Consider the following 25,056-nt stretch of genomic DNA (forward strand, 5'->3'; position numbering starts at 1 on the left):
CATCAATTGCCAAATTTTCACCTAATTCTGGAAGTTCCTTATACAGAGTTTCCAATAAAGTAGTAAATATTCCCTCCACTTTTTCGAGATGATTGGTCAATCGAAAACTAAAACGAGAAAAGGCCGAAGCGCTTGGAGCTAAAACTTTTTTAGATTCACCATTTACTAAAATATGATGCGTTTGAAAGCCACAAATTTGTCGCAATTGACTATTTCGATTAAGTTCTCGTATGAGGCTTTGAACAGTCGGGTGCTGAAAGACAAATTTTGCAATAAAAGCTCGCCACATTGATAGATTTGAGTAATCATTTCGCCCCGTAGGGCGTTCTTCATCAAGTGCCTTAATGAGGGCTTGATCCGGCAGCTCATTTAGCACAGTGTATAATTTTTCTAAATCGCCTAATTCGTTCTCTTCAAATAAATTTAATTGTGCTACAATATCCATAGGGAATTTCCTTTCTTTTTGTTTTTTGGTTAACTCTATTATACAACAATAGAGGGCGCTATCGCGCCAACAAAGAGGGAATTCCCTTTTTTTATTGTTTAGTCGTATTTTTAAAAAATATGAAATTTTAAAATGTTGAATGGCTTCATACCAATCTTTGCCTCTGTCGATTTATTTTTTACCGACCTTCTAACGTTAAACACACCAAGGCATTTCAGAATCGAAAATGATTCGAGGATTATTACATGCTTCTCATCTATAGCAATTGAAAACGCTATAACAACTGTAGGTATAGTATTTATTTTAGGTTGTTTAAGTGTTAAGTAATGTCCTTAAAATCCTGCTGGGCGGTACGGTAGAATCTATGAAACAATAAATTACTGAGTCCTTCTCTTCTTCTTTAATGCATCTAGCATCATCCACTCACTTACGGTATCATTAAACACAAGATTTATGGGGAGGAATAATTATGACAGATATTAAACTGATTGAAGCGTTGAGTAATGCACCTGGAGCACCGGGATTTGAGGATGAGGTCATTGACGTCGTTTTGAAGCACAAAGGAAGCTTGAAGGCAAAAAAAGACAGTCTTAAAAATCTGTACCTTTATCCGAAAAATTATGATGCGTCCAAACCGACACTCATGCTGGATGCTCATTTAGACGAAGTCGGGTTTATTGTCAGCTACATAGACCAGAACGGCCTTTTAGGAATCGAAATGCTCGGACGCTGGGAATGGTATAACGTTTCGGCTCACCTGTTCAAAGTTAGAAACAGAGACGGCCAGTATATCAAAGGCATCGTGGGTTCCAAGCCTCCACACTTCCTGACACCGGAAGAACGGGATAGCGGCCTGACAATGAAAGACATGAAGCTGGATATCGGGGCGACTTCACGTGAAGAAGTCATGGATACGTTCGGTATCGAGGTCGGAGCGCCTATCGTTCCAGATGTCACGTTCGACTACAATGATAAAAATCAGACGATGCTAGGGAAAGCTTTTGACAACCGTCTGGGCTGTGCTGCAGTTATAGAAACATTGAAAGCTCTAGAAAACGAAGACTTACCAGTAAACGTGGTCGGTGCCCTGGCTGCTCAGGAAGAAGTCGGCTTAAGAGGAGCAACAGTAACTGCGAGACGAGTGGATCCTCAATTAGCTATTGTCTTTGAAGGGACGCCTTCTGACGATTATGCAAAACCGGTTGAATTGTCTCAAGCAAGAATGGGGCATGGTCCACAGATCAGGCACAAGGACAGCAGCTACATTGCCAATGAAGACTGGATCAGCTTGGCAAATAAAGTCAGCAAGACACACGCGATTTCTGTTCAGCATGCGGTGCGTGAAGGCGGCGGAACGAATGCCGGTCGTATTCATTTGAATAACTTAGGAGTGCCTGTTCTTGTCCTTGGTGTACCTAGCCGTTATGCTCATACGCATCACCTCTTCGCCTCTTTTGAGGACTTTAATCATACAGTCCAGCTGGCAGCTGAATCAATTAAAGCTATCGATCAGTCATTTTTGGACAAATTTGAAGTAGACTTTGATTAATCTTATATACGCTATAGAATAGAGAAAAAACAGTCTGTACCCTGTCATCGGTGTACAGACTGTTTTTGCTAAAGGCCCGGTGACTAACTGGTACGACAATCCTAATAAATCCAAAAAAAAGACCTCACTCTAATTAAAGAATGAGATCTTTAGAAAACTAGTTGATTACTTAGTTTTGCGAACGCGCTCTTGAATACGAGCTGCTTTTCCGCGTAGGTTACGTAGGTAGTACAATTTAGCACGACGTACACGACCTTGACGTAGAACTTCGATCTTAGCTACACGTGGTGAATGTACTGGGAAAGTACGCTCAACGCCGACACCGTTTGAAATTTTACGAACAGTGTACATTTCGCTGATTCCTTGACCACGACGCTTGATTACTACGCCTTCAAAAAGCTGAATACGTTCACGTTCACCCTCGACGATACGCGCGTGTACACGAACAGTATCTCCAGGTCGAAAATCTGGTAAATCAGAACGTAATTGCTCTTGTGTGATTGCCTCAATTAATGGATTCATTTGCCTTCTCCTCTCGCGCAACACTCTTAAGTACTTGTCTCAGCGGAATATTGCGTAATAAGAGTGGTTGCCCACTCAATTACTTACTTTAACATACTACGTTTTATGTGTAAAGGTTATTTCCTTGATTCGTGTAAAAAAAATTACTGCTGGTCAGATTCCTGATCCAATTGAAACTCTTTGATCCACTGCTGTTCCTGCTTGGTCAGGTCTCTAGTCTCCAGCATATCCGGGCGTCTGAAGTACGTTCGTTTGAGTGACTCTTTATGGCGCCATTCGTCTATTTTAGCGTGGTTCCCGCTCATCAGCACATCCGGCACACCCATGCCTTTATATTCAGCAGGACGAGTATAATGCGGATGTTCGAGCAGGCCGCTTGAATGTGAGTCAGTCTGAGCTGATGCGGCGTTACCTAGTACATTCGGAAGCAGACGGACTGAGGCATCGATCATGACCATAGCAGCCAGTTCGCCCCCTGTCAGGACGTAATCGCCAAGAGAGACCTCATCAGTCACCAGAGAACGAATACGCTCGTCATACCCCTCATAATGGCCGCAGAGAAACACGAGATGTTCTTCTTCTGAGAATTCTTCGGCCATTGCCTGATTGAATGGCTTCCCTGCCGGATCCATCAATATGACACGTTTTTTTGTTTCCGGTGAACGTTCCTCGATTGATTCCATAGCATCAAAGAGCGGTTCGGGTTTTAAAAGCATACCTGCGCCACCACCATACGGCGTATCATCAACAACCTGATGCTTGCCTTTACCGAATTGTCTGAAATTGACACGATTCACTTCAACGATTCCTTTATCGATGGCCCGACTGACGATCGAATGACCGAGCGGCCCGTCGAACATTTCTGGAAACAGCGTGACGACATCTATTTTCATTAGTCCAGCCCTTCCATTACGTGTACTCTTATGACACGGTTTTCTATATCGACATCCAGAATAACTGGTTCAATATAAGGAAGGAGCAGATCCTTCTGATTCTGACGCTGAACGACCCAGACATCATTCGCTCCCGGAGATAAGACTTCCTTGACTTTGCCTATTTCTTCATCTGTATCATTGTCGATGACGGTACAGCCGATTACTTCATGAATGTAGAATTCATTTTCAGGCAGATCCAGCAGCAAGTCTTCACCGACACGCAGGATACCTCCGACAAACTTCTGAACCTGATTGATGTTGTAGTAGTCTTCGAAAGTCAGGAGATCGAAATTCTTGTGCTGACGATGTGAACGGACAGTCAGCTCTTCCTTTTCCCCGTCCTTGCCGAACCAGGTCAAAGGCGCGCCTTCATAGTATCGTGCTTCAGGGGTATTCGTGATCGAAATGACCCGGACCTCCCCTTTCAGTCCATGGGTGTTCACAACTTTTCCTACGTCAAAATAATCCATTGCCCTGCTCCTCTCAGTATAGAAAAGCTTCACGTACCGTTTAGACTCGAAGAAAATACCTTAGTATCTGTTCGAGCTTCAGCTCTTACAGATATACTAGAGATCGCCGGAGCGATAGCGAGTAGACCTTACAAGTTGTAGTGCTTTAGCACGTACAACTATTGTTGAGATCGACCGAGCGATAGCGAGTAGACCTTACAAGTTGTAGTGCTTTAGCACGTACAACTATTGTTGAGATCGACCGAGCGATAGCGAGTAGAGGAAATTTGCCCCGAATTGCTGTGACTCTAGCATTTCAATGCGTAGAGACAGAGTATGCGGAAGAAGAGCATCCTGCGCAATGGGTAAATTTATCTTTTTCTCGAGAGGTTGGTACGTTAAGCTAGACAAAAACTTAATTTATCATAAAAATTCATAAAAAAAGGGATGCACTCTAAGAGCCATCCCGGTTGTTTACCTGCTATTTGTGACCATCAAGCCTGCATACCAGCAGAATGAGTTAGTCAACGATGGTCAGTCGTACACGTTTTGGGCCATCGAACTGAATGCTGTACACGATTGCTCGAATCGCTTTGGCAATACGTCCGCGTTTACCGATCACACGTCCGACAACATCCGAATGAACTTCCAGCATATACTCGTGGAACTCATCGGTGTCTTTCAAGTCCAGCTTGATGTCTTCAGGATGACTCACTAATGGCTCGACAATAGTTGTAATCAGCTCGCGCATTTCTTTATCAGTCATAATACCATCCTTCTTAAATAGACTCAGTATACAGAAGGAAGAAAAGAAGGAGCGCCATGACTGACACAACCCATTCTTTTCTTCTTCATTGATTCATTTAGTTAGACCAATTACTTGCTGTACTTCTCATCGTGGAATTTTTTCATGATTCCTTCTTTAGAAAGTAAGTTTTTAACTGTATCAGATGGTTTCGCACCATCTTTCAACCATTTCATTACTAACTCTTCATCGATTTTAACTTCAGCTGGAGTTGATACAGGGTTGTATGTTCCAACTTGCTCGATAATGCGTCCATCACGTGGAGCACGAGAATCAGCAACAACTAAACGGTAAAAAGGATTTCTTTTAGAACCCATACGTTTCATACGAATTTTTACTGCCATTTGACTTGCACCTCCTGTTAAATTGTAAAGATATCTTTTATAAAGACCCTTTAATCTGAGTTTTGCTCTTAATCAAACTCACGATATGTATCATACCACGGGAAAAAAAGATTGTAAAGTGTTTTTTCTTTACAGAGTAAAATTTTCAGGAAACAAGTAACATCACTGTTCATGGTATACTGGTTCTATAAGAAAGGATGGGTCAGATGACAATAGAAGATCAGGATTTTATCATGCGACAAGTCAAACTGATGGCCAAAGGGATCGGCGTTTTTATGAGCCTGACCTCTTTGAAGGAACTGCTTAAACTGGAATTCTCTTTCGACGACGAACTGACTGATCAGGAAATCGACGGGATCATCTACTTGGCCCGTACTGAAGAACTGATTGACAAGAATATACTGTCGAAAAAAGAACTGGAAGAAGCATTAGGTGTCACATCTGAACGAGTGGATCAGCTTCTCAATAATGAAGCATCCCCCAATGGAAAAGAACGTGACATCCTCGAGCAGCTTATTGAAGACAATCAGTACTGGATGAATCAGGACGAAACAGACCTATAATAACAGCGTGTACTCTCCTCTGCTTACTTATTATTCTTTACCAACGTTATTTGACGTAGAACGGGAATGAAAAAGCCAGGACCATAAAGTCCTGACCTCTCCTGTTGACCCAATTACTTCTTGCGTCTGATTTTTTTCTTCTTTTTCTTCTTGTTGTTTTTCTTAGCCATGCCATTCAGTGCCATCTTACCGAGTTTACCTTTTACTCCGCCGCCCAACAGTTTATCAAGACCCGGCATGCCGCCCATGTTGCCTTTGGACATCTTGCTCATCATCTCTTTAGACTGCTTGAACTGCTTGATCAAGCGGTTGACTTCAGCGATGTCACGGCCAGATCCTTTGGCGATACGGCGTCTGCGCTTCTGTGACAGGATATCAGGATTTTCACGCTCTTCCGGTGTCATGGACAAAACGATCGCCTTCATATGTGCAATGTCTTTAGGATCCATCTGGAAATCAGCCATTCCTGGTACGTTGCTCATACCCGGAATCATTTTAAGGATATCTTCCATCGGTCCCATATTGGTCATCTGATCCATCTGTTCGATGAAGTCATTGAAATCATAGCGGTTTTCACGCATTTTAGCGGCCATTTCTTCAGCACGCTCTTCATCGACTTCCTGCTGAGCACGTTCGATCAGTGTCAGAATATCTCCCATACCAAGGATACGGTTAGCCATACGGTCTGGATAGAATGGTTCAAGCGCTTCAAGCTTCTCACCGGTACCTGTGAACTTGATTGGTTTATTTGTAACGGAACGAATCGACAGCGCAGCACCCCCGCGGGTGTCACCATCAAGTTTCGTCAGGATCACACTGGTAATACCTAAACGGTCATTGAATGAATCTGCTACATTGACGGCGTCCTGACCAGTCATGGCATCCACCACAAGGAATATCTCATGCGGATTGACGGCAGCTTTGATGTCTTCCAGTTCGTTCATCAGGTTTTCGTCGATGTGAAGACGACCGGCCGTATCGATGATGACGACGTCGCGGTTCTCATCTTTTGCCTGCTGGATCCCTTTTTCAGCGATCTCGACAGGACTGACCTGGTCTCCCATACTGAAGACAGGGATATCCAAGTCGCGACCAAGGGTTTCCAGCTGATCGATCGCCGCTGGACGATAGATATCAGCTGCGACCATCATTGGTTTCTTGTTTTCGTGCTTGCGTAGATAATTTGCCAGTTTACCGGCAGTCGTTGTCTTTCCTGCCCCTTGCAGACCGGTCATCATGTAGATGGTCGGTCCCTGACCTGGATCGGCAAAAATGATTTTCTCCTGTTCGCCACCCATCAGTTCCGTCAGCTCGTCGTTAACGATCTTGACGACCTGCTGGCCCCCATTCAGGCTTCCAAGTACTTCTTCACCTAACGATTTTTCTCGTACGGTCTTAACAAAATTTCTAACTACTTTATAGTTGACATCGGCTTCCAGCAAGGCCAGTCTGACCTCACGCATAACGTCTTTTACATCCGCCTCAGTGACTTTTCCTTTCTTACGCAGTCCGGAAAAGGCATCCTGCAGGCGTCCTGTTAATCCTTCAAAGGCCATACCTGTTTCATTCCTCTCTCATTGAATCCAGACTGATCGCGTCTATCAGCTCGTGCAGACGCGTGTCTGATGCATGCTTCTCTTTAGCATATTCTTTTAATGTATCAACTGCGTCCTGTTTCTTGTCGAATTCTTCCACCAAGTGCAGCTTGCTTTCATAGTCCTGTAAAATAACTTCAGAGCGTTTGATGTTGTCATACACAGCCTGGCGACTCACTGAAAAAGCATCCGCGATTTCACCCAGTGAATAGTCATCACCATAATATAACTTCATGTATTCCTGCTGCTTGGGCGTTAGGAGCGGATGATAGAATGCAAAGAGACTGTTCATACGCAGGGTTTTTTCCAGTTCCATAATCAGTGTTCACCTTTCTTCAGTTGAATCTCAGTTGTGTAACGAAATTAATTTAATTGGTCTGCGCAATCAGTTCCTTGAACAGGCCGTAAGCGAATTTCTCAGTATCGAATGGATGAAGGTCATTCATCGTCTCACCCAGTCCGACGAATTTCACAGGGATACCTAGCTCTTTACCGATAGCCAGGACGATTCCCCCTTTAGCCGTTCCATCCATCTTGGTCAGAACGATACCTGTTACGTCTGTTGTTTCCTGGAAGATCTTGGCCTGGTTCAAAGCGTTCTGCCCAGTTGTAGCATCCAGTACCAGCAGGGTTTCGTGCGGCGCATCTGGAATTTCTCTTGAAATGACGCGTTTCATCTTCTCAAGTTCGTTCATAAGATTCTTCTTGTTCTGAAGACGTCCTGCTGTATCTATCAATAGGATGTCAGCACCTGACTCACGAGCGGTCTTTATTCCATCGTAGACCACAGCAGCCGGATCTCCGCCTTGTTTGGTGGAAATGACTTCTGCTCCAACACGGTCTCCCCAGATATGCAGCTGTTCGATCGCTCCGGCACGGAAGGTGTCTCCCGCAACCATGACGACTTTCTTACCTTTATCGATATACTGATGAGCCATTTTCGCAATCGTCGTTGTTTTCCCGACGCCATTGACGCCGACAAAAAGAACAACTGTCAGCCCATCTGGATTCTCGTTGAATTCGTGATGATCCGGATTGCTTTCGCCGTACATGTCGACCATCGTCTGTACGATGACGCGCTCAGCATCTTTCATGCTTCTGACGTTCTCAACTTTTGATTCGTAGCGGAGTTTTTCAGCAATCTGCATGGTCGCTTCAAAGCCGACGTCTGATTCGATCAGCAGGTCTTCCAGTTCTTCGAAGAATTCCTCATCTTCATAGCGGAAGTTCGCAAGCAGTTCATTTAAACGGCGAGTGAACGACACACGGGATTTCTTCAGTCCTTTTTCGTACTGTTCGGTTTCTTTCTTGGTATCATCCGGTTCCAGTGTCGTATCTTCGGCAGCGGAGTCTTCAACAACTTCCTTGACGTCATCCTCGACTACTTCCTGTGATTCCGTCTGTTTTTCCGCCCCAGTAAAAGCGGATTTAATCTTGTCAAATAATCCCATAATGGATTCACTCTTTCTCTCACTTTTTATGACGCATATACAGTTAGTTTAACACATATTGTTCAATAGCATAAGCAACACCGTGCTCATCATTGGATTTAGTGACAATTTGAGCGGCGTCTTTGACGATATCTATCGCATTGGCCATCGCTACACCTGTACCGGCTGTCTGAACCATTGCCAGATCATTTTCCTGATCACCGATCGCCATCATCTCATCAAGAGAGATATCCAGCAGCTCGCTTAAAAGAATCAGGCCTTTCCCTTTGTCAACCGTCTTCGGGAGAACTTCAAGCAGATTGTCTCTAGACTTCATGATTGTATAACGGTCATGATACACCTGAGGGATGTCCTTGATTTTCTCATCCAGTTCCTCCTGGTGCCAGCACATGACGATCTTGTTGATGGCAAAGGATTCCGGGAAAGTGACCATATCAAGCGGCTTATAAGGCAGAGCCTTCATATGCTTGTGGTACTGAGACGGCTTGCCTTTTGGATAAGACGGTTCATAGACTGTATCCAGATCAATAAAGTTGCACGGCAGGTCCAGGTCCTGACTCAACCGGTAGACGTCCAGAACATCTTCTTTAGATAAAGTGATTTCTCGAAGAGTTTCTCCAGTTCGTGTCCATTGGACCAGTCCGCCGTTATAGGTCAGACCCAGATCGCCTTCTTCTGTCAAATTGCATTCTTCCAGTATCGACAGCATACCTTTGAGTGGGCGTCCGGTAACTAGGACGATCTTCACGCCCTGATCCTTGGCTTTCTGAATAGCACGCTTGTTTTCTTCTGATACCTGGTGGTCACTGTTCAACAGTGTGCCGTCCAGGTCGATTGCGACTAGTTTGATTGACATAAGGTCCTCCTGTCAGGCTTGTTCGACGCGTTCATCCAGATCCTGAAGCTGAACGGATACCAGCTTGGACACGCCTTTCTCTTTCATAGTCACGCCGTAGAGAGAATCTGCTTCTTCCATGGTTCCCTTACGGTGCGTGATGACGATAAATTGAGTATCGGACGCAAATTCGTGCAGGTAACGTCCGAATCGGGTCACATTTGCTTCATCCAGAGCCGCTTCGGCCTCATCCAGAATACAGAATGGGATCGGACGGACCTGTATGATCGCAAAGAGCAGCGAAAGTGCTGTCAGGGCACGTTCCCCACCAGACAACAGACTTAGTGACTGCAGTTTCTTACCAGGCGGCTGTGCCACGATTTCGATCCCTGATTCCAGCAAGTCATCCGGATCGGTCAGGCGTAGTTCTGCCCGTCCCCCTCCGAACATACGTGGAAAGACAATCGCAAATTGATCTCTGACTTGACTGAATGTCTCGTAGAAACGTTTCTTGACTTCATTGTCCATCTGATCCATCGTGTCATACAGTTTTTCCTTCGCTTCAAGCAGATCCTGCTGCTGAGTGGCCAGGAATGAATGCCGTTCATGGACGCGCTCGTATTCCTCGATCGAGCCGATATTGACCGGACCGAGTTCTTCAATGCCTCGTTTGAGCAGTTTCACCCGTTTCTGAGTGTCTTCCCGGTCGATGTCGTCGGGCTGATTCAGCTTGGCTTCTTCATAACTGATCGTATACTCTTCAGACAAGTAGTCCAATAGATGGTCGATCGACACATCCAGTCTTGAGATCTGAATATCCAGCTGGTTTTTCTCGCCTTGAAGATTGGACCGTCGTTCCTGAAGGTCAGCTGTCCGCTCTTCCAGATCATTTACGGCTCTGTCCAGTTCGCTGTGCTCGGTCTTCAGTTTCTGTTCCGATGTGCGCAGCTCGTCTGCTTCATCATTCAGCTGAGCAAGGCGGGCATCCAGGTCTTCCTTGGATTCCAGCTCCTCGCCGCGTTCCAGTTGATCAAGGTCCTCTTTAATTGCTGAGATGGCCTCTTCGACCTGAGCAATCTGATCAGCCAGACTGTCTCGACGGGAACGGGTAGACGCAAGAGCTTCTCGGGCCTGGTTCCAGGCTTCTAGAATGTCGCTTTGTTCGGCCTGGAGTCGTTCTTTCTGTTCTTCTCTGTTTTCTTTTTCATCAGAGAGCTGATCCATTTCAGCTTTCAGACGGACCAGCGTCTCATCCGCTTCTGTCCGCTTGGACTGAACGTCTTTCAGCTGTTCGGACAAGGTGTTTTCTTCTGTACTTGCTTCATTGACTTCAAAGAGCAGGCCTTTTTTCTCGCGCTCGAGACGTCTGACGGTCTCAGTCAGCTGAGACACTTCGTATTCCAGCTGCTTTTCAGCCAGACGCTTGTCTTCACCCGAGGCACGCAGGTCTTCCAGCTGTGCTGAAAGCTGTTTGCGCTGCTCCTGTTCTGTACGGTTCTCTTCTTGTCTGAGTGACAAGGTCTTTTCCAGTTCGTCGATTTGAATGCGCAGCGCCTTCTCTTCTTTCTTCTGAGAAAAGAGGTGAGCGTTGGAGGAGCGCTTGCCGCCCCCGCCAGTCATGGATCCACCGGCATTCATCACGTCGCCTTCCAGACTCACGACACGGACACTGTACTGGACCGCTTTAGCGATCGCATTGGCCGACTGAAGGTCTTTGGCCACGATAGTCGATCCTAACAGGTTCTTCATCACAGAAGATACCTTATCGTCGTACTGGATTAGCTCACTGGCGATTCCGATGTAGCCGTCCGTGCTGCCGGCACGTGAAATGTGATGTCCGGCAACCGAACGCGGTTTAATCGTTGTCAACGGCAGGAAAGTCGCGCGTCCGGCACGCTTCTGTTTCAAGTGCTGGATCGCATCTCTTCCTGCTTTTTCGTCTTCGACTATAACGAACTGACTGGCTGCACCTAAAACGACATCGATCGCTTCCGTGTAGTCAGTCGGTACATCCATCATGTCTGCGACCGTTCCGACGATGCCATCCAGCTGATTTTTGGCTGTCATAACGGCTTTAACCCCGGCAAAGTAACCAGCGTAGTTTTCCTGCATTTCAGCCAGACTCTGCTGCTTGGCCTGAGCCCGGTTCAGCTGCTGCTGGAGCTGACTGATGCGGGAGGCTTTTTGTCCATAGGATGATTCAATATCATCCAGACGTGTTTTGGTCTCTTTAAATGAGCGAAGCAGGTCGTCCAAGTCTGTCTTCAGTGCTTTTAGTTCTGCTTCCTTGTCTTTAAGTGACGCTTCGGTTTCAGCTAGTTTCTCCGTCACGTCTCTAACCGCTTTGTTCTGCTTTTCTGACGATAGTGACGTCTGGTTAAGCTGTCTGGTTAAGTAAGTTTCTTCATTCTTTAATGACGTCTTTTCCTGCATCGCCTCGATATAATCGGCACGCAGGGCTTCCATCGCTTCTTCCTTGTTTCCAAGGAGGCGTTTCAGCTGGTCTTCTTTCTGCGTGTAGTCCGTCTTCAGCTGGCTGACCTGTTCAGACTGATCCGCATAAATCTGCTTGACTTCGGCAATCTGGTGTTCCAGTTCAGACAGCTGACGCTCTTCACGTTCTAATAGTCCCTGTTTCTCGCTCAGGAAGGCATCCTGATGTTTTTCCTGTTCTTCAACCAGTCTTAAACTGGCTTCTGTCCGCTCGATCTGCTTGATGGACTCGATATGCTGGTCATGAATGGCGTCCCGTCTGGTCTCGACCTCATGGAGTGCGTGTTTCTTATCTTTAATGACCTGAGCATTCGAATCAATCTCCTGAGTCAGCTGCAGAACATGCTTGGAATATTGTTCGGCTTGTTCCTTACTGCTTTTCTGATCCTGAACGTACTCGTCGATCTTCATGACCGACAGAGCAATATCCAGATCCGTCAGTTCTTCCTTCTGTTTCACGAAGCTTTCCGCAATGTCTTTCTGCTCTTTAAGCGGCTCAAGCTGAGCCGTCAGTTCATACAAAATATCCTGAACTCGGTCCAGATTGTCTTGTGTCTCAAACAGCTTGCGTTCAGCCTTTAGTTTTTGAGTCTTGTACTTAAAGACACCGGCCGCTTCTTCAAAGATTGCCCGGCGGTCTTCGGCCTTGCTGTTGAAGATGGCTTCGACCTGTCCCTGAGAGATGATGGAAAAGGACTCTTTTCCTAAACCGGAATCCATGAACAGATCCACTATATCTTTCAGACGGCAGTTTTCCTTATTGATGAGGTAGTCGCTGTCTCCGTTACGGTTGATTCGGCGGGTCACACTGACCTCTTCGAATTCCACAGGAAGAAAGCCATCCTGATTGTCCAGAACCAAGGTGACTTCCGCAATGTTTATTGACTTTCTCAGATCCGTACCGGAAAAGATCACATCATGCATCCGGCCGCCTCGTAAGGTCTTGGCTGACTGTTCACCCATGACCCAGCGGATCGCCTCGATGATGTTCGACTTGCCGCTCCCGTTCGGTCCGACTACCGCCGTGATCCCTTCCGTAAAGTCCAGAACCGTCTTGTCGGCAAAAGACTTGAACCCTTTAATTTCTAATCGTTTTAATTGCACGTGATCGTCTCTCCTTCATAGTATTCGACTGACGCATGAACACTACGACTCATTCGATTCTTCCAGCATATCAAGCGCCACTTTCGCTGCGGCCTGTTCTGCTGCTTTCTTGGAGCGTCCCACACCTTTACCAAACAGATCGCCTTCGACATTGACTTCAACGACGAATTCTTTCTGGTGGTCGGGACCTCTCTTGTCCACTACTGTGTACTCGATCGTCACTACACCATTACGCTGCAGCAACTCCTGTAAAGCCGTCTTGTGATCCATCCCATGAGAGAAAGCACCGGAATCAATTTTTGGAAATAAAATGGCTTTTAAAATGTCTTTTACAACATCCATTCCCTGATCCACAAATACCGCACCAATGAATGTTTCGAACACATCGCACAAAAGTGACGGGCGTGTCCGGCCGTTCATCTGTTCTTCCCCTTTGCCCAGACGTACAAACTGATGAAGATTATACTCCTTGGCCAGTTTAGCCAGACTCTCCGCTCGAACAATCGACGCACGCATGCGAGTCAGCTGCCCCTCAGGATGATTCGGGTATTTATGGTAAAGATATTCCGACACGGTCACTTCAAGTACCGCATCGCCTAAAAATTCAAGCCGTTCCAAATTTCTGATCTGTTCGTCACGATGATCATTCGCATAGGATGAATGGGTAAACGCCTCGATCAAAACTGACCGGTCATTGAACGTCACACCAAACTGATCGTAAACATGCTGAACCAACTTTTTCATAAACTTATTCACCTCACTTAACCAATACCCCTTTAGTATACTTGATTTTATGCGAAAAATAAACACACGGTCGCATCAAGCTAGGGATTTTCTGAAATATTGTATTCAGATTTTTTAATCTAGAACGAGTATCAAGAAAGATAAATATTAATATAAATAAAAATATCGTATAAAACCATCAGTTGAAGACCTTTTCATGATATAATAATTAAAATTAATTTAGGTATGGAGTGAGTAGATATGTCAAATTTAGTTTTAGGACTTGATATAGGGATTTCAAGTGTTGGATGGGGAATCATTGACAAAGACACTAATGAAGTAGTTGATGCAGGTGTTCGTCTGTTTGAAGAAGCAACTCGAAATGCAAATGAAGAAAGAAGAAGTTTTAGAGGCGCCCGGAGACTGAAGCGTCGACGTAAACATAGACTTGAACGAGCAAAGGAATTTTTAGAGTCTAATGGCTTATCTTGTGAAGGAATACATAACATTGATCCCTATAAGAGTAGATATTATGGACTTAGAAAAGAAATTTCAGAAAAAGAATTAGCTGCAGCCCTCTACCATCTCATTAAAAGACGTGGGACAACAATCGATACACCGGAAGAAGATGAAAAGACCTCGGGAAGTGAATTATCTACAAAAGAACAGCTAAAAAGAAATGCAAAAAAACTGGAGGATCACTATATTATCGATATCCAGTATGCCAAGTTGAAAAATAATGAACCAGTAAGAAATCACACGAATCGCTTTAAAACGAGTGATTATATTGATGAAGCTAAAGCGTTACTAGAATTTCAGCGTCAGTTCCATAAGCAGATTGATGATGAATTTGTTGAAGGCATTATTGAACTAATCAATAATCGCCGGCAGTATTATGAAGGTCCAGGTTCCAAGAAATCTCCTACCCCTTATGGTGAATGGTTTTTCGATGAAAATGGCATCCTTCAACACGAAACAATGATTAACAAGATGCGTGGACGAGGGACTTATTTTACTGATGAACTGCGTATTCCCAAAAAAGCTTATACAGCTGAATTATTTAATCTGCTTAACGACCTGAACAACTTAAGGTTCCCTGGCGATGAAACTGGCGAGATGGATTCCCTTTCAAGAGAACAAAAAGAATACTTAATAGAGACCTATGCTAAGAATGGAAAAAAAGTTACACTTAAGAATATTGCAAAGCTTATATGTATATCTAATGAGTTGGATATCAAAGGTGCAAGACTGGATTTAAAATCAAATAAGCCTATTTTTACAGAATTTTCAGGATTTAAAAAGCTGAAATCTTTATTGAAAGAGGTCTCCATCCCCTCTTCATTTTTTGAAAATAGAGATTTACTAGATGAGATTGCCGAAATACTCACTGCTGAAAAAAGTCTGACCCGTCGCGAAGAGCAATTGACTCAATTATTTAGAGAAACGTTTGAAGAGGATTTGGCGGAAGTTACACAGGCACTTGTTCAAGATACCTCTTTCAAGGAATACCATGCCTTATCTAAAAAAGGAATGGAGCTTATTTTACCTGAACTTTGGGAAACAAACAAAAACCAGATGGTCCTCTTCACTGATCATGGGTTAGGTAAAAGCCGTCTGGAAAACCTTCAAAAAGGACCGCATATTCAGTTTGATGATGAGGCTATTTTAAGTACAGTAGCAAGACGCGCTCACCGGGAAGCAATTAAAATTACGAATGCAGTTAGAAAACAGCATGGCGAATTAGCCTATGTTGTAGTAGAAATGGCAAGAGAGAAAAATAGTGATGATGAGAAGAAAAAATACAGAGATTTCCAGAAGAAACAAGGCGACTTTGAAAAGAAAATGGCTAAGCTGCTTGATGTGAAAGAACTTAAGGACCTGAAACTTTCCGGCAAGCAAATGATGGCACTGAAGCTGATGGATCAGCAGGATTACAAGTGTATTTACAGTGGACGGCAGATCTTGCCTCAGGACATAAAAAATGATCCGACGCGCTTTGAGATCGATCACATCATTCCACTATCCTACTCTTTCGATGACAGCCAACAGAATAAAGTTCTGTGCTACAGAGCAGAGAACCAGGATAAAGGTCAGCTTACTCCCTTCCAATACTTTTCAAGTGGAAAAGCAAAGCGGTCGTTTGAAGAATACAGAGTGGACTGCACTAATCTGTTCAAATCTAAGAAAATGTCTAAGCATAAGTTGAATTATCTATTAGAGCAAAGAGATGTGCAGCGTGATCCGGAAATTCAGAAAGATTTTATCAATAGAAATTTAGTAGATACACGTTATGCTATGCGCAGCTTTTCTTCTAACCTCAGAACTTTTTATATGAATAATGAGATCGATACAACAGTATTATCTATCAGAGGTAGTTTCACTTCTGCATTAAGAAGGCGGGCTAGATTGAATAAGGACAGAGATGAAAGTCATGCCCACCACGCTATCGATGCACTGATTGTGGCGGCTATTGGAGCGACCCCTATCTTGAAACAGCTGAATTCTGTAGACTTCAACCGAGAAGGCATTGTCGTAGACAAAGAAACGGGAGAAATCCTTTCAGAAGAAAAAATCTTCGGCTCCCCTACTCTTAAGTTCATCAACAGCTTGAGAAGCATGGAGAACAAAGTGAAGTACTCTCACAAGGTCGATAGAAAACCTAACCGCACGATGACTAATCAGACGCTTTACTCTACTCGTGAAAAAGGTGGAGAAAAATATACAGTAGGAAAAGTGAAAAACATTTATGAGTTAGACAAAAAAGGCTTTGCTGCATTGAAGAAAAGAATTGACAAGAAACCGGACAACTTCCTAATGGCTCAGCATGATCCAAAAACTTGGGACTTAGTCATGAAAGTTATCGAAGAACATAAACATGCAGAAAACCCATTCCAAGATTACTTTAATGAGCATGGCTTTATTCTTAAAGACGGAAAAGTACCGGTTAAGAGTTTGAAGTATCTGGATAGTAAATTAGGCATTCATGTTGACATTACGGATAAATACCCTGGTGCCAAGAAAGATGTGGTTCTTCTAAGTCGAAAAAGTATACGTATCGATGTTTATAAGAATGACGAAGGTAAGTATAAATATTTAGGGGTTCCTTATAACTGGTTCAGAAAAGTGGGTAATGAATATGTGCTTGATTTAGACAAGTATTACGGGAAAGATGGCCTGGCAGCTCCTTACAAGAATATAGATGAGTCTTTTGAGTTTCAGTACAGTTTTTATAAGAATGATCGGATATCGTATGATAAGTACGAGAAGATAGTTAATCCAGAAACTGGTGAAAAGGAAAGTAAGTTGATTCACTATGATAAGTTGTTTAGGGGAGATAATAATCCGAGATTAAGTAGATTGGAATTATATGAGATTGAGTCTATATCTACAGATCGACTAACCATATATGTAACTTCTTTTGAAAACATTAGTAAGTTTAATGTTGATATATTAGGTAACGAATATCTCGTTGATAAAGAAGAATTCAAGGATAAAATTAAAGCAATTTAAAATAGAGGGTTTACATCTGTCTCTTCTCTTGCTATAATAAGGTTGTCCTCGACGGAGGACTCCTTTATACCAAAGGTTGAGAGAACCTACCAAAAAAAGGCTTTATGCCGAAATCACAGATGAAAGCCCCTTAATTGGGGCTTTTTCTGTATACAAAATTAGTTTAAGGGGTGAAATATAATGAGCTGGCGCATCGTATATATAGAAAAAGCAGATCAATTACGTCTATATTTGGATAACTTAAAAGTGATCAGAGATGAGTCGGAAATACTTATCCCTCTTTCGGATATTCATACAATCATTGTTGATAATCAGCAGACCATAGTGACTGCTCGTATAATTAATAAATTAGCAAAGTACCATATATTAATGGTTTTTTGTGACGAAAAACATCTGCCGAATACATATATCCTATCCCCTCACAGCCACCATCAGTCATCGAAGATAATTAAAAAGCAAATCAGCTGGACAGAACAGATCAAACAACTTATGTGGCAACAGATCATTCAAATTAAGATCTATAATCAAGCATCCGTATTAAATCATTTAAAAAAGGATGATAAGGTGATTCATCAGTTATTTGAGTTAGGCGAAACGGTCCAACTAGCCGATCGCACAAACCGTGAAGGACATGCAGCTAAACTGTATTTTAAAACACTATTTGGGAACTCCTTCATTAGAGATCGAGACAGCCTTGACGGAATCAATTCAGGATTAAATTACGGTTATATCGTCTTGAGATCAACAGTTGCTCGAAGCATTATTGCTCATGGTCTCCACCCCGCTTTAGGAATTGGTCACATTAATCAGTATAACGCCTTCAATCTGGCAGATGATCTAATCGAACCTTTCAGACCTATTGTTGATTTATGGATCAGTATCTTAATGAGTGAACAAGATTATTTAGATAAACAGACGAAACAGAAATTGGTGTATTTGATAAGTAACAACAAAATTTTGATTGGCAATCAAAAACAAACAATACTTAATGCAATAAGCATTCTCATCCAAAGTTACATCAAATCGATGGATGAAGAAAATCCAGATCTACTGCTTTACCCAGCTAATGGGATCGCCATATAGATTCATGAGACTTATGTTATTTTTTGATTTGCCAATGAATACACGTAAAGAAAGACGCGCCTACACTCGTTTCAGAAAATACCTTATATCAAATGGTTTCACAATGGTTCAATTCTCTGTCTACTCTAAGATTTTTCCTAACCGAAGTGCATTAGATACCTATATGGTTACGTTAAGACAAAACCTTCCATTTCATGGATCCGTGAGGGCAATGGCTGTGACGGAAAAGCAGTATAATAAAATGTATCTACTCGTTGGAGATAAAACTGTAACTGAAAATACTCTAAGCGATAATACCATGGTGATATTATGAAAGAATGGACATTTGATGATCACTTTCATTCAAGGATATTGATCGACAAAGTAACGATTCTAAAAGGCAAACCTGAAGAATGGAAAGACTGTATTCATTATATTAGGGAGGCATTCTTGAATAAGAAAGTCGATTTACGCGAAGGTAATGAGAGATTAAATAGCAATGATTTCCAGTTAAATATAATGTCTTATTCCGACTCTTTCCCGTTAACTAATATTTTCAATAATGAGAAGCAATTATTGGAATCATTTTATTCCTATATGGAACTCTCTCCTATCTATAAGCAATTCGTAGAAAGCTGGGAGGATCTTCAGGAAGAAGTTCAATTTCTTAACGATACTTTCGGTAATGAGATCAAGATACAACTGAATGATTTCAGTAAAAAAATGATGAAAAAGAATATCTCGACGGAGTTCAATCATTCTGATCGAATTACCGAATTTAAACAAACAATTAAACTTGCAAAACATTTGAATAATGACAAGAAAAATCTATTCTTATTAATTAGCCCTGAGAATCATTTCGATTTAAGAGAGCTGGAAAAGTTAGATCAGTTTTTACAAGCTGCACCTGAACAATTTATCGTTATAACGACACACCCATTTCGAGGAATGTCCAATATTGTGTTCAAAGAAAAAGTCATTAATCATGTTGTTCTGGAGAACTATCGATCGACTATTCAAGAGTGGCTTCCCTTCATATTCGACCCTGATGAGTTTGACGTGGCAAAAAAGTGGTATATTGACGTTGTGGATAAGTCGGACGAGAATCTATTGATTTTATCTCTGTCGTCTGTGGATAAACTAACTGTGTTTATCTACTTATTCTTATTAGTACATCTTACACATATACCATACAAAGTTGATTACACTGGCATTCCTGATGAATTTATTAAATTCATTGATACGATTACAACTGGTAGGGTATAATAAAAATGGCATTTTGGTACTCTCTCATCTTTTGGTATAAAGGAACTACGCCTTCGATAATAAATGGTAGCTGTTCATTTTGGTACTCTCTCATCTTTTGGTATAAAGGAACATCCTGCTGCTTTTAACCGTTCCGCACGCTATTTTGGTACTCTCTCATCTTTTGGTATAAAGGAACTCGGATAGAAAAGGGCTATGAATGGACCTGATATTTTGGTACTCTCTCATCTTTTGGTATAAAGGAACCTTGACAGAAGAAACTTTATACGCTGCGTTATTTTGGTACTCTCTCATCTTTTGGTATAAAGGAACGTACGCATTGCTGCACCACGGACGCACCCGATTTTGGTACTCTCTCATCTTTTGGTATAAAGGAACACTTCCCGAAACACACAGGCGGCGGTTGGTATTTTGGTACTCTCTCATCTTTTGGTATAAAGGAACCTGAATGGATTGGCATAGAGCCGCAATTCAATTTTGGTACTCTCTCATCTTTTGGTATAAAGGAACCACGTCGTAGTTAGAACCCAGAGAACACCCATTTTGGTACTCTCTCATCTTTTGGTATAAAGGAACATCGCCCGAGGGTGGACGCTGTGCGTCTGGATTTTGGTACTCTCTCATCTTTTGGTATAAAGGAACACCTGAAAGCTAACTCATCAGCTCCCGCCCATTTTGGTACTCTCTCATCTTTTGGTATAAAGGAACTCCAACTCGGCCATAGCGGCATGATACTTAATTTTGGTACTCTCTCATCTTTTGGTATAAAGGAACAGGAATATGTAAGAAAAGGCATGCTCAATGATTTTGGTACTCTCTCATCTTTTGGTATAAAGGAACTCGCCGCTCTTTAGCATTCGTCTGATTGTCATTTTGGTACTCTCTCATCTTTTGGTATAAAGGAACTTTATTAAATCAATGTATTTCTTTCTTATAATTTTGGTACTCTCTCATCTTTTGGTATAAAGGAACCATGGGGATGGAAGTCTGTGTTTACAGAAGATTTTGGTACTCTCTCATCTTTTGGTATAAAGGAACGATAAATTGCTAAAAGAAGCATTAATAGCCATTTTGGTACTCTCTCATCTTTTGGTATAAAGGAACAACGCCTGCTGTATGTCTGCAGTTTTTGGTATTTTGGTACTCTCTCATCTTTTGGTATAAAGGAACATCCTGCTGCTTTTAACCGTTCCGCACGCTATTTTGGTACTCTCTCATCTTTTGGTATAAAGGAACACAGATATTTTGACCATACGAATGGCATTGATTTTGGTACTCTCTCATCTTTTGGTATAAAGGAACTTCGGATACGCTTCTCTATACGCCTTGCGATTTTGGTACTCTCTCATCTTTTGGTATAAAGGAACTATTGTTCTAGGGTTAGTCCAACAAGGGTGATTTTGGTACTCTCTCATCTTTTGGTATAAAGGAACGATTTGCATTGCCTGGAATAGCGTATTTGAATTTTGGTACTCTCTCATCTTTTGGTATAAAGGAACGCTAATTCTTTGTAGTGCTTTCTATACCCAATTTTGGTACTCTCTCATCTTTTGGTATAAAGGAACTGTCTGGGCTGATTTACCTAGCCGACTATGATTTTGGTACTCTCTCATCTTTTGGTATAAAGGAACTCTGCATCTGACATGAACGGCTTGCGACGGATTTTGGTACTCTCTCATCTTTTGGTATAAAGGAACACTTGCTTCTAACCCAAATCCTCGAATGGTATTTTGGTACTCTCTCATCTTTTGGTATAAAGGAACAACGCCTGCTGTATGTCTGCAGTTTTTGGTATTTTGGTACTCTCTCATCTTTTGGTATAAAGGAACTTGCCAATGGAGATCCTGTTGATAAGCCGCATTTTGGTACTCTCTCATCTTTTGGTATAAAGGAACTCATGATTTAGTCGGTAGCGCTTGAATAAAATTTTGGTACTCTCTCATCTTTTGGTATAAAGGAACTGCCGCCGTATCTACTATAGTTCTTGCTGTATTTTGGTACTCTCTCATCTTTTGGTATAAAGGAACTGAGTTAGGCACATAGTCGTACGTGTCACCATTTTGGTACTCTCTCATCTTTTGGTATAAAGGAACTTTGAATAAACTTAGACAAAGGTCTAGGTTATTTTGGTACTCTCTCATCTTTTGGTATAAAGGAACTCGATACAATAGTGCTAGATAGATTGATGGATTTTGGTACTCTCTCATCTTTTGGTATAAAGGAACTAAGCTAAAGATTAGTACATCTTCGCCGTAATTTTGGTACTCTCTCATCTTTTGGTATAAAGGAACCCTGTAAATAAAGCTTCATCTGCCTTCGCAATTTTGGTACTCTCTCATCTTTTGGTATAAAGGAACTCTTTCAGACTGATTTGCGTATCTTTTTGTATTTTGGTACTCTCTCATCTTTTGGTATAAAGGAACTTCACCCAGACAGCTATGTGATGCCCCTCTATTTTGGTACTCTCTCATCTTTTGGTATAAAGGAACGGCGTATGAAGAACGTGCGCGTATAGCTGTATTTTGGTACTCTCTCATCTTTTGGTATAAAGGAACGTACGAAGATGCGCCGATATACTACTGGTAATTTTGGTACTCTCTCATCTTTTGGTATAAAGGAACGCAAGCCCTATGTTGCTTTTATAGACTACAATTTTGGTACTCTCTCATCTTTTGGTATAAAGGAACAAACCGTAAGAATCAAAGGATAAAGAGCCTATTTTGGTACTCTCTCATCTTTTGGTATAAAGGAACTGGCGCTATCGGTGGGGTACTAGGCAAAGCATTTTGGTACTCTCTCATCTTTTGGTATAAAGGAACTGCTTGCATGACACCCTGACCAAAGGTCAAATTTTGGTACTCTCTCATCTTTTGGTATAAAGGAACAGCGTGTGACGCTTGATGATGATGACCGGCATTTTGGTACTCTCTCATCTTTTGGTATAAAGGAACAAGATGAACGAGACGAAACCGTCGTAAAGCATTTTGGTACTCTCTCATCTTTTGGTATAAAGGAACTTTATGTCACCTGGTACCGGATAAAAGTATATTTTGGTACTCTCTCATCTTTTGGTATAAAGGAACGCGTTGACGTTCACGCTCACGTCTTATCTCATTTTGGTACTCTCTCATCTTTTGGTATAAAGGAACACACCATTATGTGTTTAGGGGTAACCACTCATTTTGGTACTCTCTCATCTTTTGGTATAAAGGAACCCTTATCTAACATAGCCACTCTTTTTCCTTATTTTGGTACTCTCTCATCTTTTGGTATAAAGGAACATACAGTGATGCAGATCGATTGGAATCTGAATTTTGGTACTCTCTCATCTTTTGGTATAAAGGAACGCTTGATGGATCTGTATCAGCTAGGCAGTGATTTTGGTACTCTCTCATCTTTTGGTATAAAGGAACGATTATAATCATTCGCCACTATCTTTTCCAATTTTGGTACTCTCTCATCTTTTGGTATAAAGGAACATTAAATGCTGATGGAGTATTACAAGCTATATTTTGGTACTCTCTCATCTTTTGGTATAAAGGAACTTTTAAGCAACATTGTTAGTTCAGTAACTGATTTTGGTACTCTCTCATCTTTTGGTATAAAGGAACTACCTGTTACCGTCTTAATTTCTTCTGGTCATTTTGGTACTCTCTCATCTTTTGGTATAAAGGAACATACGAAAAATTAGCTAGAGTTGCAATAGCATTTTGGTACTCTCTCATCTTTTGGTATAAAGGAACCCGTCAAGGTGCATTCGTGCTGGTAGCAATATTTTGGTACTCTCTCATCTTTTGGTATAAAGGAACAAGTCATCCATGTCCACCGCATATAAGTTCATTTTGGTACTCTCTCATCTTTTGGTATAAAGGAACATGAAATATACAATGATCAGGAGTTAAGCAATTTTGGTACTCTCTCATCTTTTGGTATAAAGGAACAAATAACCGACCCCTTCTAATAGTCGGTTAATTTTGGTACTCTCTCATCTTTTGGTATAAAGGAACTTATTCTCCATCCTTTGTACAGTCTTTTAGATTTTGGTACTCTCTCATCTTTTGGTATAAAGGAACGAATAATTTAAATCCAATGTTGATACCTGCATTTTGGTACTCTCTCATCTTTTGGTATAAAGGAACCAAAAGATGCACCGACAGAACTTTGACCGGATTTTGGTACTCTCTCATCTTTTGGTATAAAGGAACAGTGCAAGTAGTTTAATAGCCTGTCATCGGATTTTGGTACTCTCTCATCTTTTGGTATAAAGGAACTCATCCACCTCCACATCTCTATTAATCGGCATTTTGGTACTCTCTCATCTTTTGGTATAAAGGAACTGAAAAAGACGATGAAACAGTGGCTTATATATTTTGGTACTCTCTCATCTTTTGGTATAAAGGAACTACGTCCAGGAGTTATTGAAGCCTAAATAGATTTTGGTACTCTCTCATCTTTTGGTATAAAGGAACATTGCGATTTTGATTTATCGACATTTAGTTATTTTGGTACTCTCTCATCTTTTGGTATAAAGGAACAGATTGAGAAGCAGATACGACGACGAGTGTTATTTTGGTACTCTCTCATCTTTTGGTATAAAGGAACGGTAGATAAAGTTATAACAGTATTTAACGGATTTTGGTACTCTCTCATCTTTTGGTATAAAGGAACTTTATATGGGGCAAAACATCTACTACACAGATTTTGGTACTCTCTCATCTTTTGGTATAAAGGAACATTCGGATACGCTTCTCTATACGCCTTGCGATTTTGGTACTCTCTCATCTTTTGGTATAAAGGAACTAGGAATCTAGAAAGACCTGTTGAGTACGTATTTTGGTACTCTCTCATCTTTTGGTATAAAGGAACACGGTTACTTTTCCCATTGCTGCACTCACAATTTTGGTACTCTCTCATCTTTTGGTATAAAGGAACTGAAGGAGTTTTATATCAAGGCTATCAAGAATTTTGGTACTCTCTCATCTTTTGGTATAAAGGAACGCGTTGACGGTCACGCTCACGTCTTATCTCATTTTGGTACTCTCTCATCTTTTGGTATAAAGGAACTTGGTCAAAGCCTGAACGGTTACCGCCGTGATTTTGGTACTCTCTCATCTTTTGGTATAAAGGAACGTCCGGAGCAGACGTTGCCTTGGTCGTATCATTTTGGTACTCTCTCATCTTTTGGTATAAAGGAACAATCGTAGTAGAATTATCCTCGCAGGGGTGATTTTGGTACTCTCTCATCTTTTGGTATAAAGGAACACTTTCTCTCGCTTTCTTTTACCGGCGATTATTTTGGTACTCTCTCATCTTTTGGTATAAAGGAACTGTAGAAAAGCAAAATAATCCAGCCAGTAAATGTCACTTTATTCCGGCAGTTTTATTTAAGAAAATGAGGCAATTAA

18 protein-coding genes and 1 CRISPR repeat array are annotated in these 25,056 nt (G+C 41.9%); of the genes, 6 read left to right on the plus strand and 12 right to left on the minus strand.

The genetic code is table 11. The annotated features are described in order from the left end of the window. The coding region (locus tag ABFX15_RS00605) for a transposase (RefSeq protein WP_346023627.1) at window positions 1-445 on the minus strand (445 nt) is incomplete at its 3' end. 469 nt (window positions 446-914) lie between these two features. Between ABFX15_RS00605 and ABFX15_RS00610 the strand changes: the two genes are divergently transcribed. Further along, a complete protein-coding gene (locus ABFX15_RS00610) occupies window positions 915-1,994 on the plus strand; it encodes a M42 family metallopeptidase (RefSeq protein ID WP_346023628.1) in 1,080 nt (359 codons plus the stop codon). A gap of 165 nt (window positions 1,995-2,159) precedes the next feature. Here ABFX15_RS00610 and rplS read toward each other — a convergent pair whose 3' ends face one another. The 5 genes from rplS to rpsP all read right to left on the minus strand — a co-directional run bounded on the left by rplS (window position 2,160) and on the right by rpsP (window position 5,049). Further along, the gene (rplS, locus tag ABFX15_RS00615; RefSeq protein WP_091480465.1) at window positions 2,160-2,516 is read right to left on the minus strand and encodes a 50S ribosomal protein L19; all 357 of its coding nucleotides are present in this window, start codon (window positions 2,514-2,516) and stop codon (window positions 2,160-2,162) included. A 143-nt stretch (window positions 2,517-2,659) separates the two neighbouring features. After that, window positions 2,660-3,409 carry a tRNA (guanosine(37)-N1)-methyltransferase TrmD gene (gene trmD, locus ABFX15_RS00620; protein ID WP_346023629.1) on the minus strand — a complete coding sequence of 250 codons (750 nt, stop codon included), beginning with the start codon at window positions 3,407-3,409 and terminating at the stop codon, window positions 2,660-2,662. Then, window positions 3,409-3,921 (minus strand): ribosome maturation factor RimM, encoded by a 513-nt coding sequence (gene rimM, locus ABFX15_RS00625; RefSeq protein ID WP_346023630.1) that lies wholly within the window; start codon window positions 3,919-3,921, stop codon window positions 3,409-3,411. Before rimM ends, trmD begins: the two co-directional genes overlap by 1 nt. A gap of 499 nt (window positions 3,922-4,420) precedes the next feature. Further along, window positions 4,421-4,666, minus strand: coding sequence for a KH domain-containing protein (locus ABFX15_RS00630; RefSeq protein ID WP_346023631.1), 246 nt, complete (start codon window positions 4,664-4,666; stop codon window positions 4,421-4,423). 110 nt (window positions 4,667-4,776) lie between these two features. Then, window positions 4,777-5,049 (minus strand): 30S ribosomal protein S16, encoded by a 273-nt coding sequence (rpsP, locus tag ABFX15_RS00635; protein WP_091268959.1) that lies wholly within the window; start codon window positions 5,047-5,049, stop codon window positions 4,777-4,779. Between the two features lie 206 nt (window positions 5,050-5,255). On the opposite strand from rpsP, the gene ABFX15_RS00640 reads away from it, so the two are divergent. After that, complete coding sequence (locus ABFX15_RS00640) at window positions 5,256-5,612, plus strand: hypothetical protein (protein ID WP_346023632.1); 357 nt, start codon at window positions 5,256-5,258, stop codon at window positions 5,610-5,612. Window positions 5,613-5,725: 113 nt separating this feature from the next. Here the strand turns inward: ABFX15_RS00640 and ffh are convergent, their stop codons facing one another. Genes ffh through rnc form a run of 6 tightly spaced genes read right to left on the minus strand, consistent with a single transcriptional unit; the run spans window position 5,726 to window position 13,834 of the window. Then, the gene (ffh, locus tag ABFX15_RS00645; RefSeq protein ID WP_346023633.1) at window positions 5,726-7,168 is read right to left on the minus strand and encodes a signal recognition particle protein; all 1,443 of its coding nucleotides are present in this window, start codon (window positions 7,166-7,168) and stop codon (window positions 5,726-5,728) included. A gap of 7 nt (window positions 7,169-7,175) precedes the next feature. After that, window positions 7,176-7,523 (minus strand): putative DNA-binding protein, encoded by a 348-nt coding sequence (locus tag ABFX15_RS00650; RefSeq protein WP_346023634.1) that lies wholly within the window; start codon window positions 7,521-7,523, stop codon window positions 7,176-7,178. A 52-nt stretch (window positions 7,524-7,575) separates the two neighbouring features. Further along, entirely contained in the window at window positions 7,576-8,658 is a 1,083-nt protein-coding gene (ftsY, locus tag ABFX15_RS00655) for a signal recognition particle-docking protein FtsY (RefSeq protein ID WP_346023635.1), read from the minus strand. Between the two features lie 43 nt (window positions 8,659-8,701). Next, on the minus strand, window positions 8,702-9,514 hold the full coding sequence (locus ABFX15_RS00660; protein WP_346023636.1) for a Cof-type HAD-IIB family hydrolase: 813 nt from the start codon (window positions 9,512-9,514) through the stop codon (window positions 8,702-8,704). A 12-nt stretch (window positions 9,515-9,526) separates the two neighbouring features. Further along, complete coding sequence (smc, locus tag ABFX15_RS00665) at window positions 9,527-13,090, minus strand: chromosome segregation protein SMC (RefSeq protein ID WP_346023637.1); 3,564 nt, start codon at window positions 13,088-13,090, stop codon at window positions 9,527-9,529. A 42-nt stretch (window positions 13,091-13,132) separates the two neighbouring features. Beyond that, window positions 13,133-13,834, minus strand: coding sequence for a ribonuclease III (gene rnc, locus ABFX15_RS00670; RefSeq protein ID WP_346023638.1), 702 nt, complete (start codon window positions 13,832-13,834; stop codon window positions 13,133-13,135). A gap of 240 nt (window positions 13,835-14,074) precedes the next feature. Between rnc and cas9 the strand changes: the two genes are divergently transcribed. From cas9 to ABFX15_RS00690, 4 genes are all read left to right on the plus strand, one after another. Then, window positions 14,075-17,323: a type II CRISPR RNA-guided endonuclease Cas9 gene (cas9, locus tag ABFX15_RS00675; protein ID WP_346023639.1), complete on the plus strand. Its 3,249-nt coding sequence runs from the start codon at window positions 14,075-14,077 to the stop codon at window positions 17,321-17,323. 180 nt (window positions 17,324-17,503) lie between these two features. Then, window positions 17,504-18,406 (plus strand): type II CRISPR-associated endonuclease Cas1, encoded by a 903-nt coding sequence (cas1, locus tag ABFX15_RS00680; RefSeq protein ID WP_346023640.1) that lies wholly within the window; start codon window positions 17,504-17,506, stop codon window positions 18,404-18,406. A gap of 4 nt (window positions 18,407-18,410) precedes the next feature. After that, window positions 18,411-18,719: a CRISPR-associated endonuclease Cas2 gene (gene cas2 / locus ABFX15_RS00685; protein ID WP_346023641.1), complete on the plus strand. Its 309-nt coding sequence runs from the start codon at window positions 18,411-18,413 to the stop codon at window positions 18,717-18,719. 38 nt (window positions 18,720-18,757) lie between these two features. Further along, complete coding sequence (locus ABFX15_RS00690) at window positions 18,758-19,651, plus strand: hypothetical protein (protein WP_346023642.1); 894 nt, start codon at window positions 18,758-18,760, stop codon at window positions 19,649-19,651. Window positions 19,652-19,661: 10 nt separating this feature from the next. Continuing rightward, window positions 19,662-24,979: a CRISPR direct-repeat array (repeat unit 36 nt; unit sequence ATTTTGGTACTCTCTCATCTTTTGGTATAAAGGAAC). The last annotated feature ends 77 nt before the right edge of the window (window positions 24,980-25,056 follow it).

Origin of the sequence: Alkalibacterium indicireducens (assembly GCF_039522005.1) — a bacterium.
Taxonomy (GTDB): domain Bacteria; phylum Bacillota; class Bacilli; order Lactobacillales; family Carnobacteriaceae_A; genus Alkalibacterium; species Alkalibacterium indicireducens.

Bases quoted from the DNA above. Each gene is read 5' to 3' on its own strand.
- cas1 (WP_346023640.1), top strand. From the start codon at position 17,504: ATGAGCTGGCGCATCGTATATATAGAAAAAGCAGATCAATTACGTCTA.
- cas2 (WP_346023641.1), top strand. From the start codon at position 18,411: ATGAGACTTATGTTATTTTTTGATTTGCCAATGAATACACGTAAAGAA.
- ABFX15_RS00650 (WP_346023634.1), bottom strand. From the start codon at position 7,523: ATGGAACTGGAAAAAACCCTGCGTATGAACAGTCTCTTTGCATTCTAT.
- rnc (WP_346023638.1), bottom strand. From the start codon at position 13,834: ATGAAAAAGTTGGTTCAGCATGTTTACGATCAGTTTGGTGTGACGTTC.
- ffh (WP_346023633.1), bottom strand. From the start codon at position 7,168: ATGGCCTTTGAAGGATTAACAGGACGCCTGCAGGATGCCTTTTCCGGA.
- ABFX15_RS00660 (WP_346023636.1), bottom strand. From the start codon at position 9,514: ATGTCAATCAAACTAGTCGCAATCGACCTGGACGGCACACTGTTGAAC.
- rimM (WP_346023630.1), bottom strand. From the start codon at position 3,921: ATGGATTATTTTGACGTAGGAAAAGTTGTGAACACCCATGGACTGAAA.
- ftsY (WP_346023635.1), bottom strand. From the start codon at position 8,658: ATGGGATTATTTGACAAGATTAAATCCGCTTTTACTGGGGCGGAAAAA.
- ABFX15_RS00630 (WP_346023631.1), bottom strand. From the start codon at position 4,666: ATGACTGATAAAGAAATGCGCGAGCTGATTACAACTATTGTCGAGCCA.
- rpsP (WP_091268959.1), bottom strand. From the start codon at position 5,049: ATGGCAGTAAAAATTCGTATGAAACGTATGGGTTCTAAAAGAAATCCT.
- ABFX15_RS00610 (WP_346023628.1), top strand. From the start codon at position 915: ATGACAGATATTAAACTGATTGAAGCGTTGAGTAATGCACCTGGAGCA.
- cas9 (WP_346023639.1), top strand. From the start codon at position 14,075: ATGTCAAATTTAGTTTTAGGACTTGATATAGGGATTTCAAGTGTTGGA.
- rplS (WP_091480465.1), bottom strand. From the start codon at position 2,516: ATGAATCCATTAATTGAGGCAATCACACAAGAGCAATTACGTTCTGAT.
- trmD (WP_346023629.1), bottom strand. From the start codon at position 3,409: ATGAAAATAGATGTCGTCACGCTGTTTCCAGAAATGTTCGACGGGCCG.
- ABFX15_RS00640 (WP_346023632.1), top strand. From the start codon at position 5,256: ATGACAATAGAAGATCAGGATTTTATCATGCGACAAGTCAAACTGATG.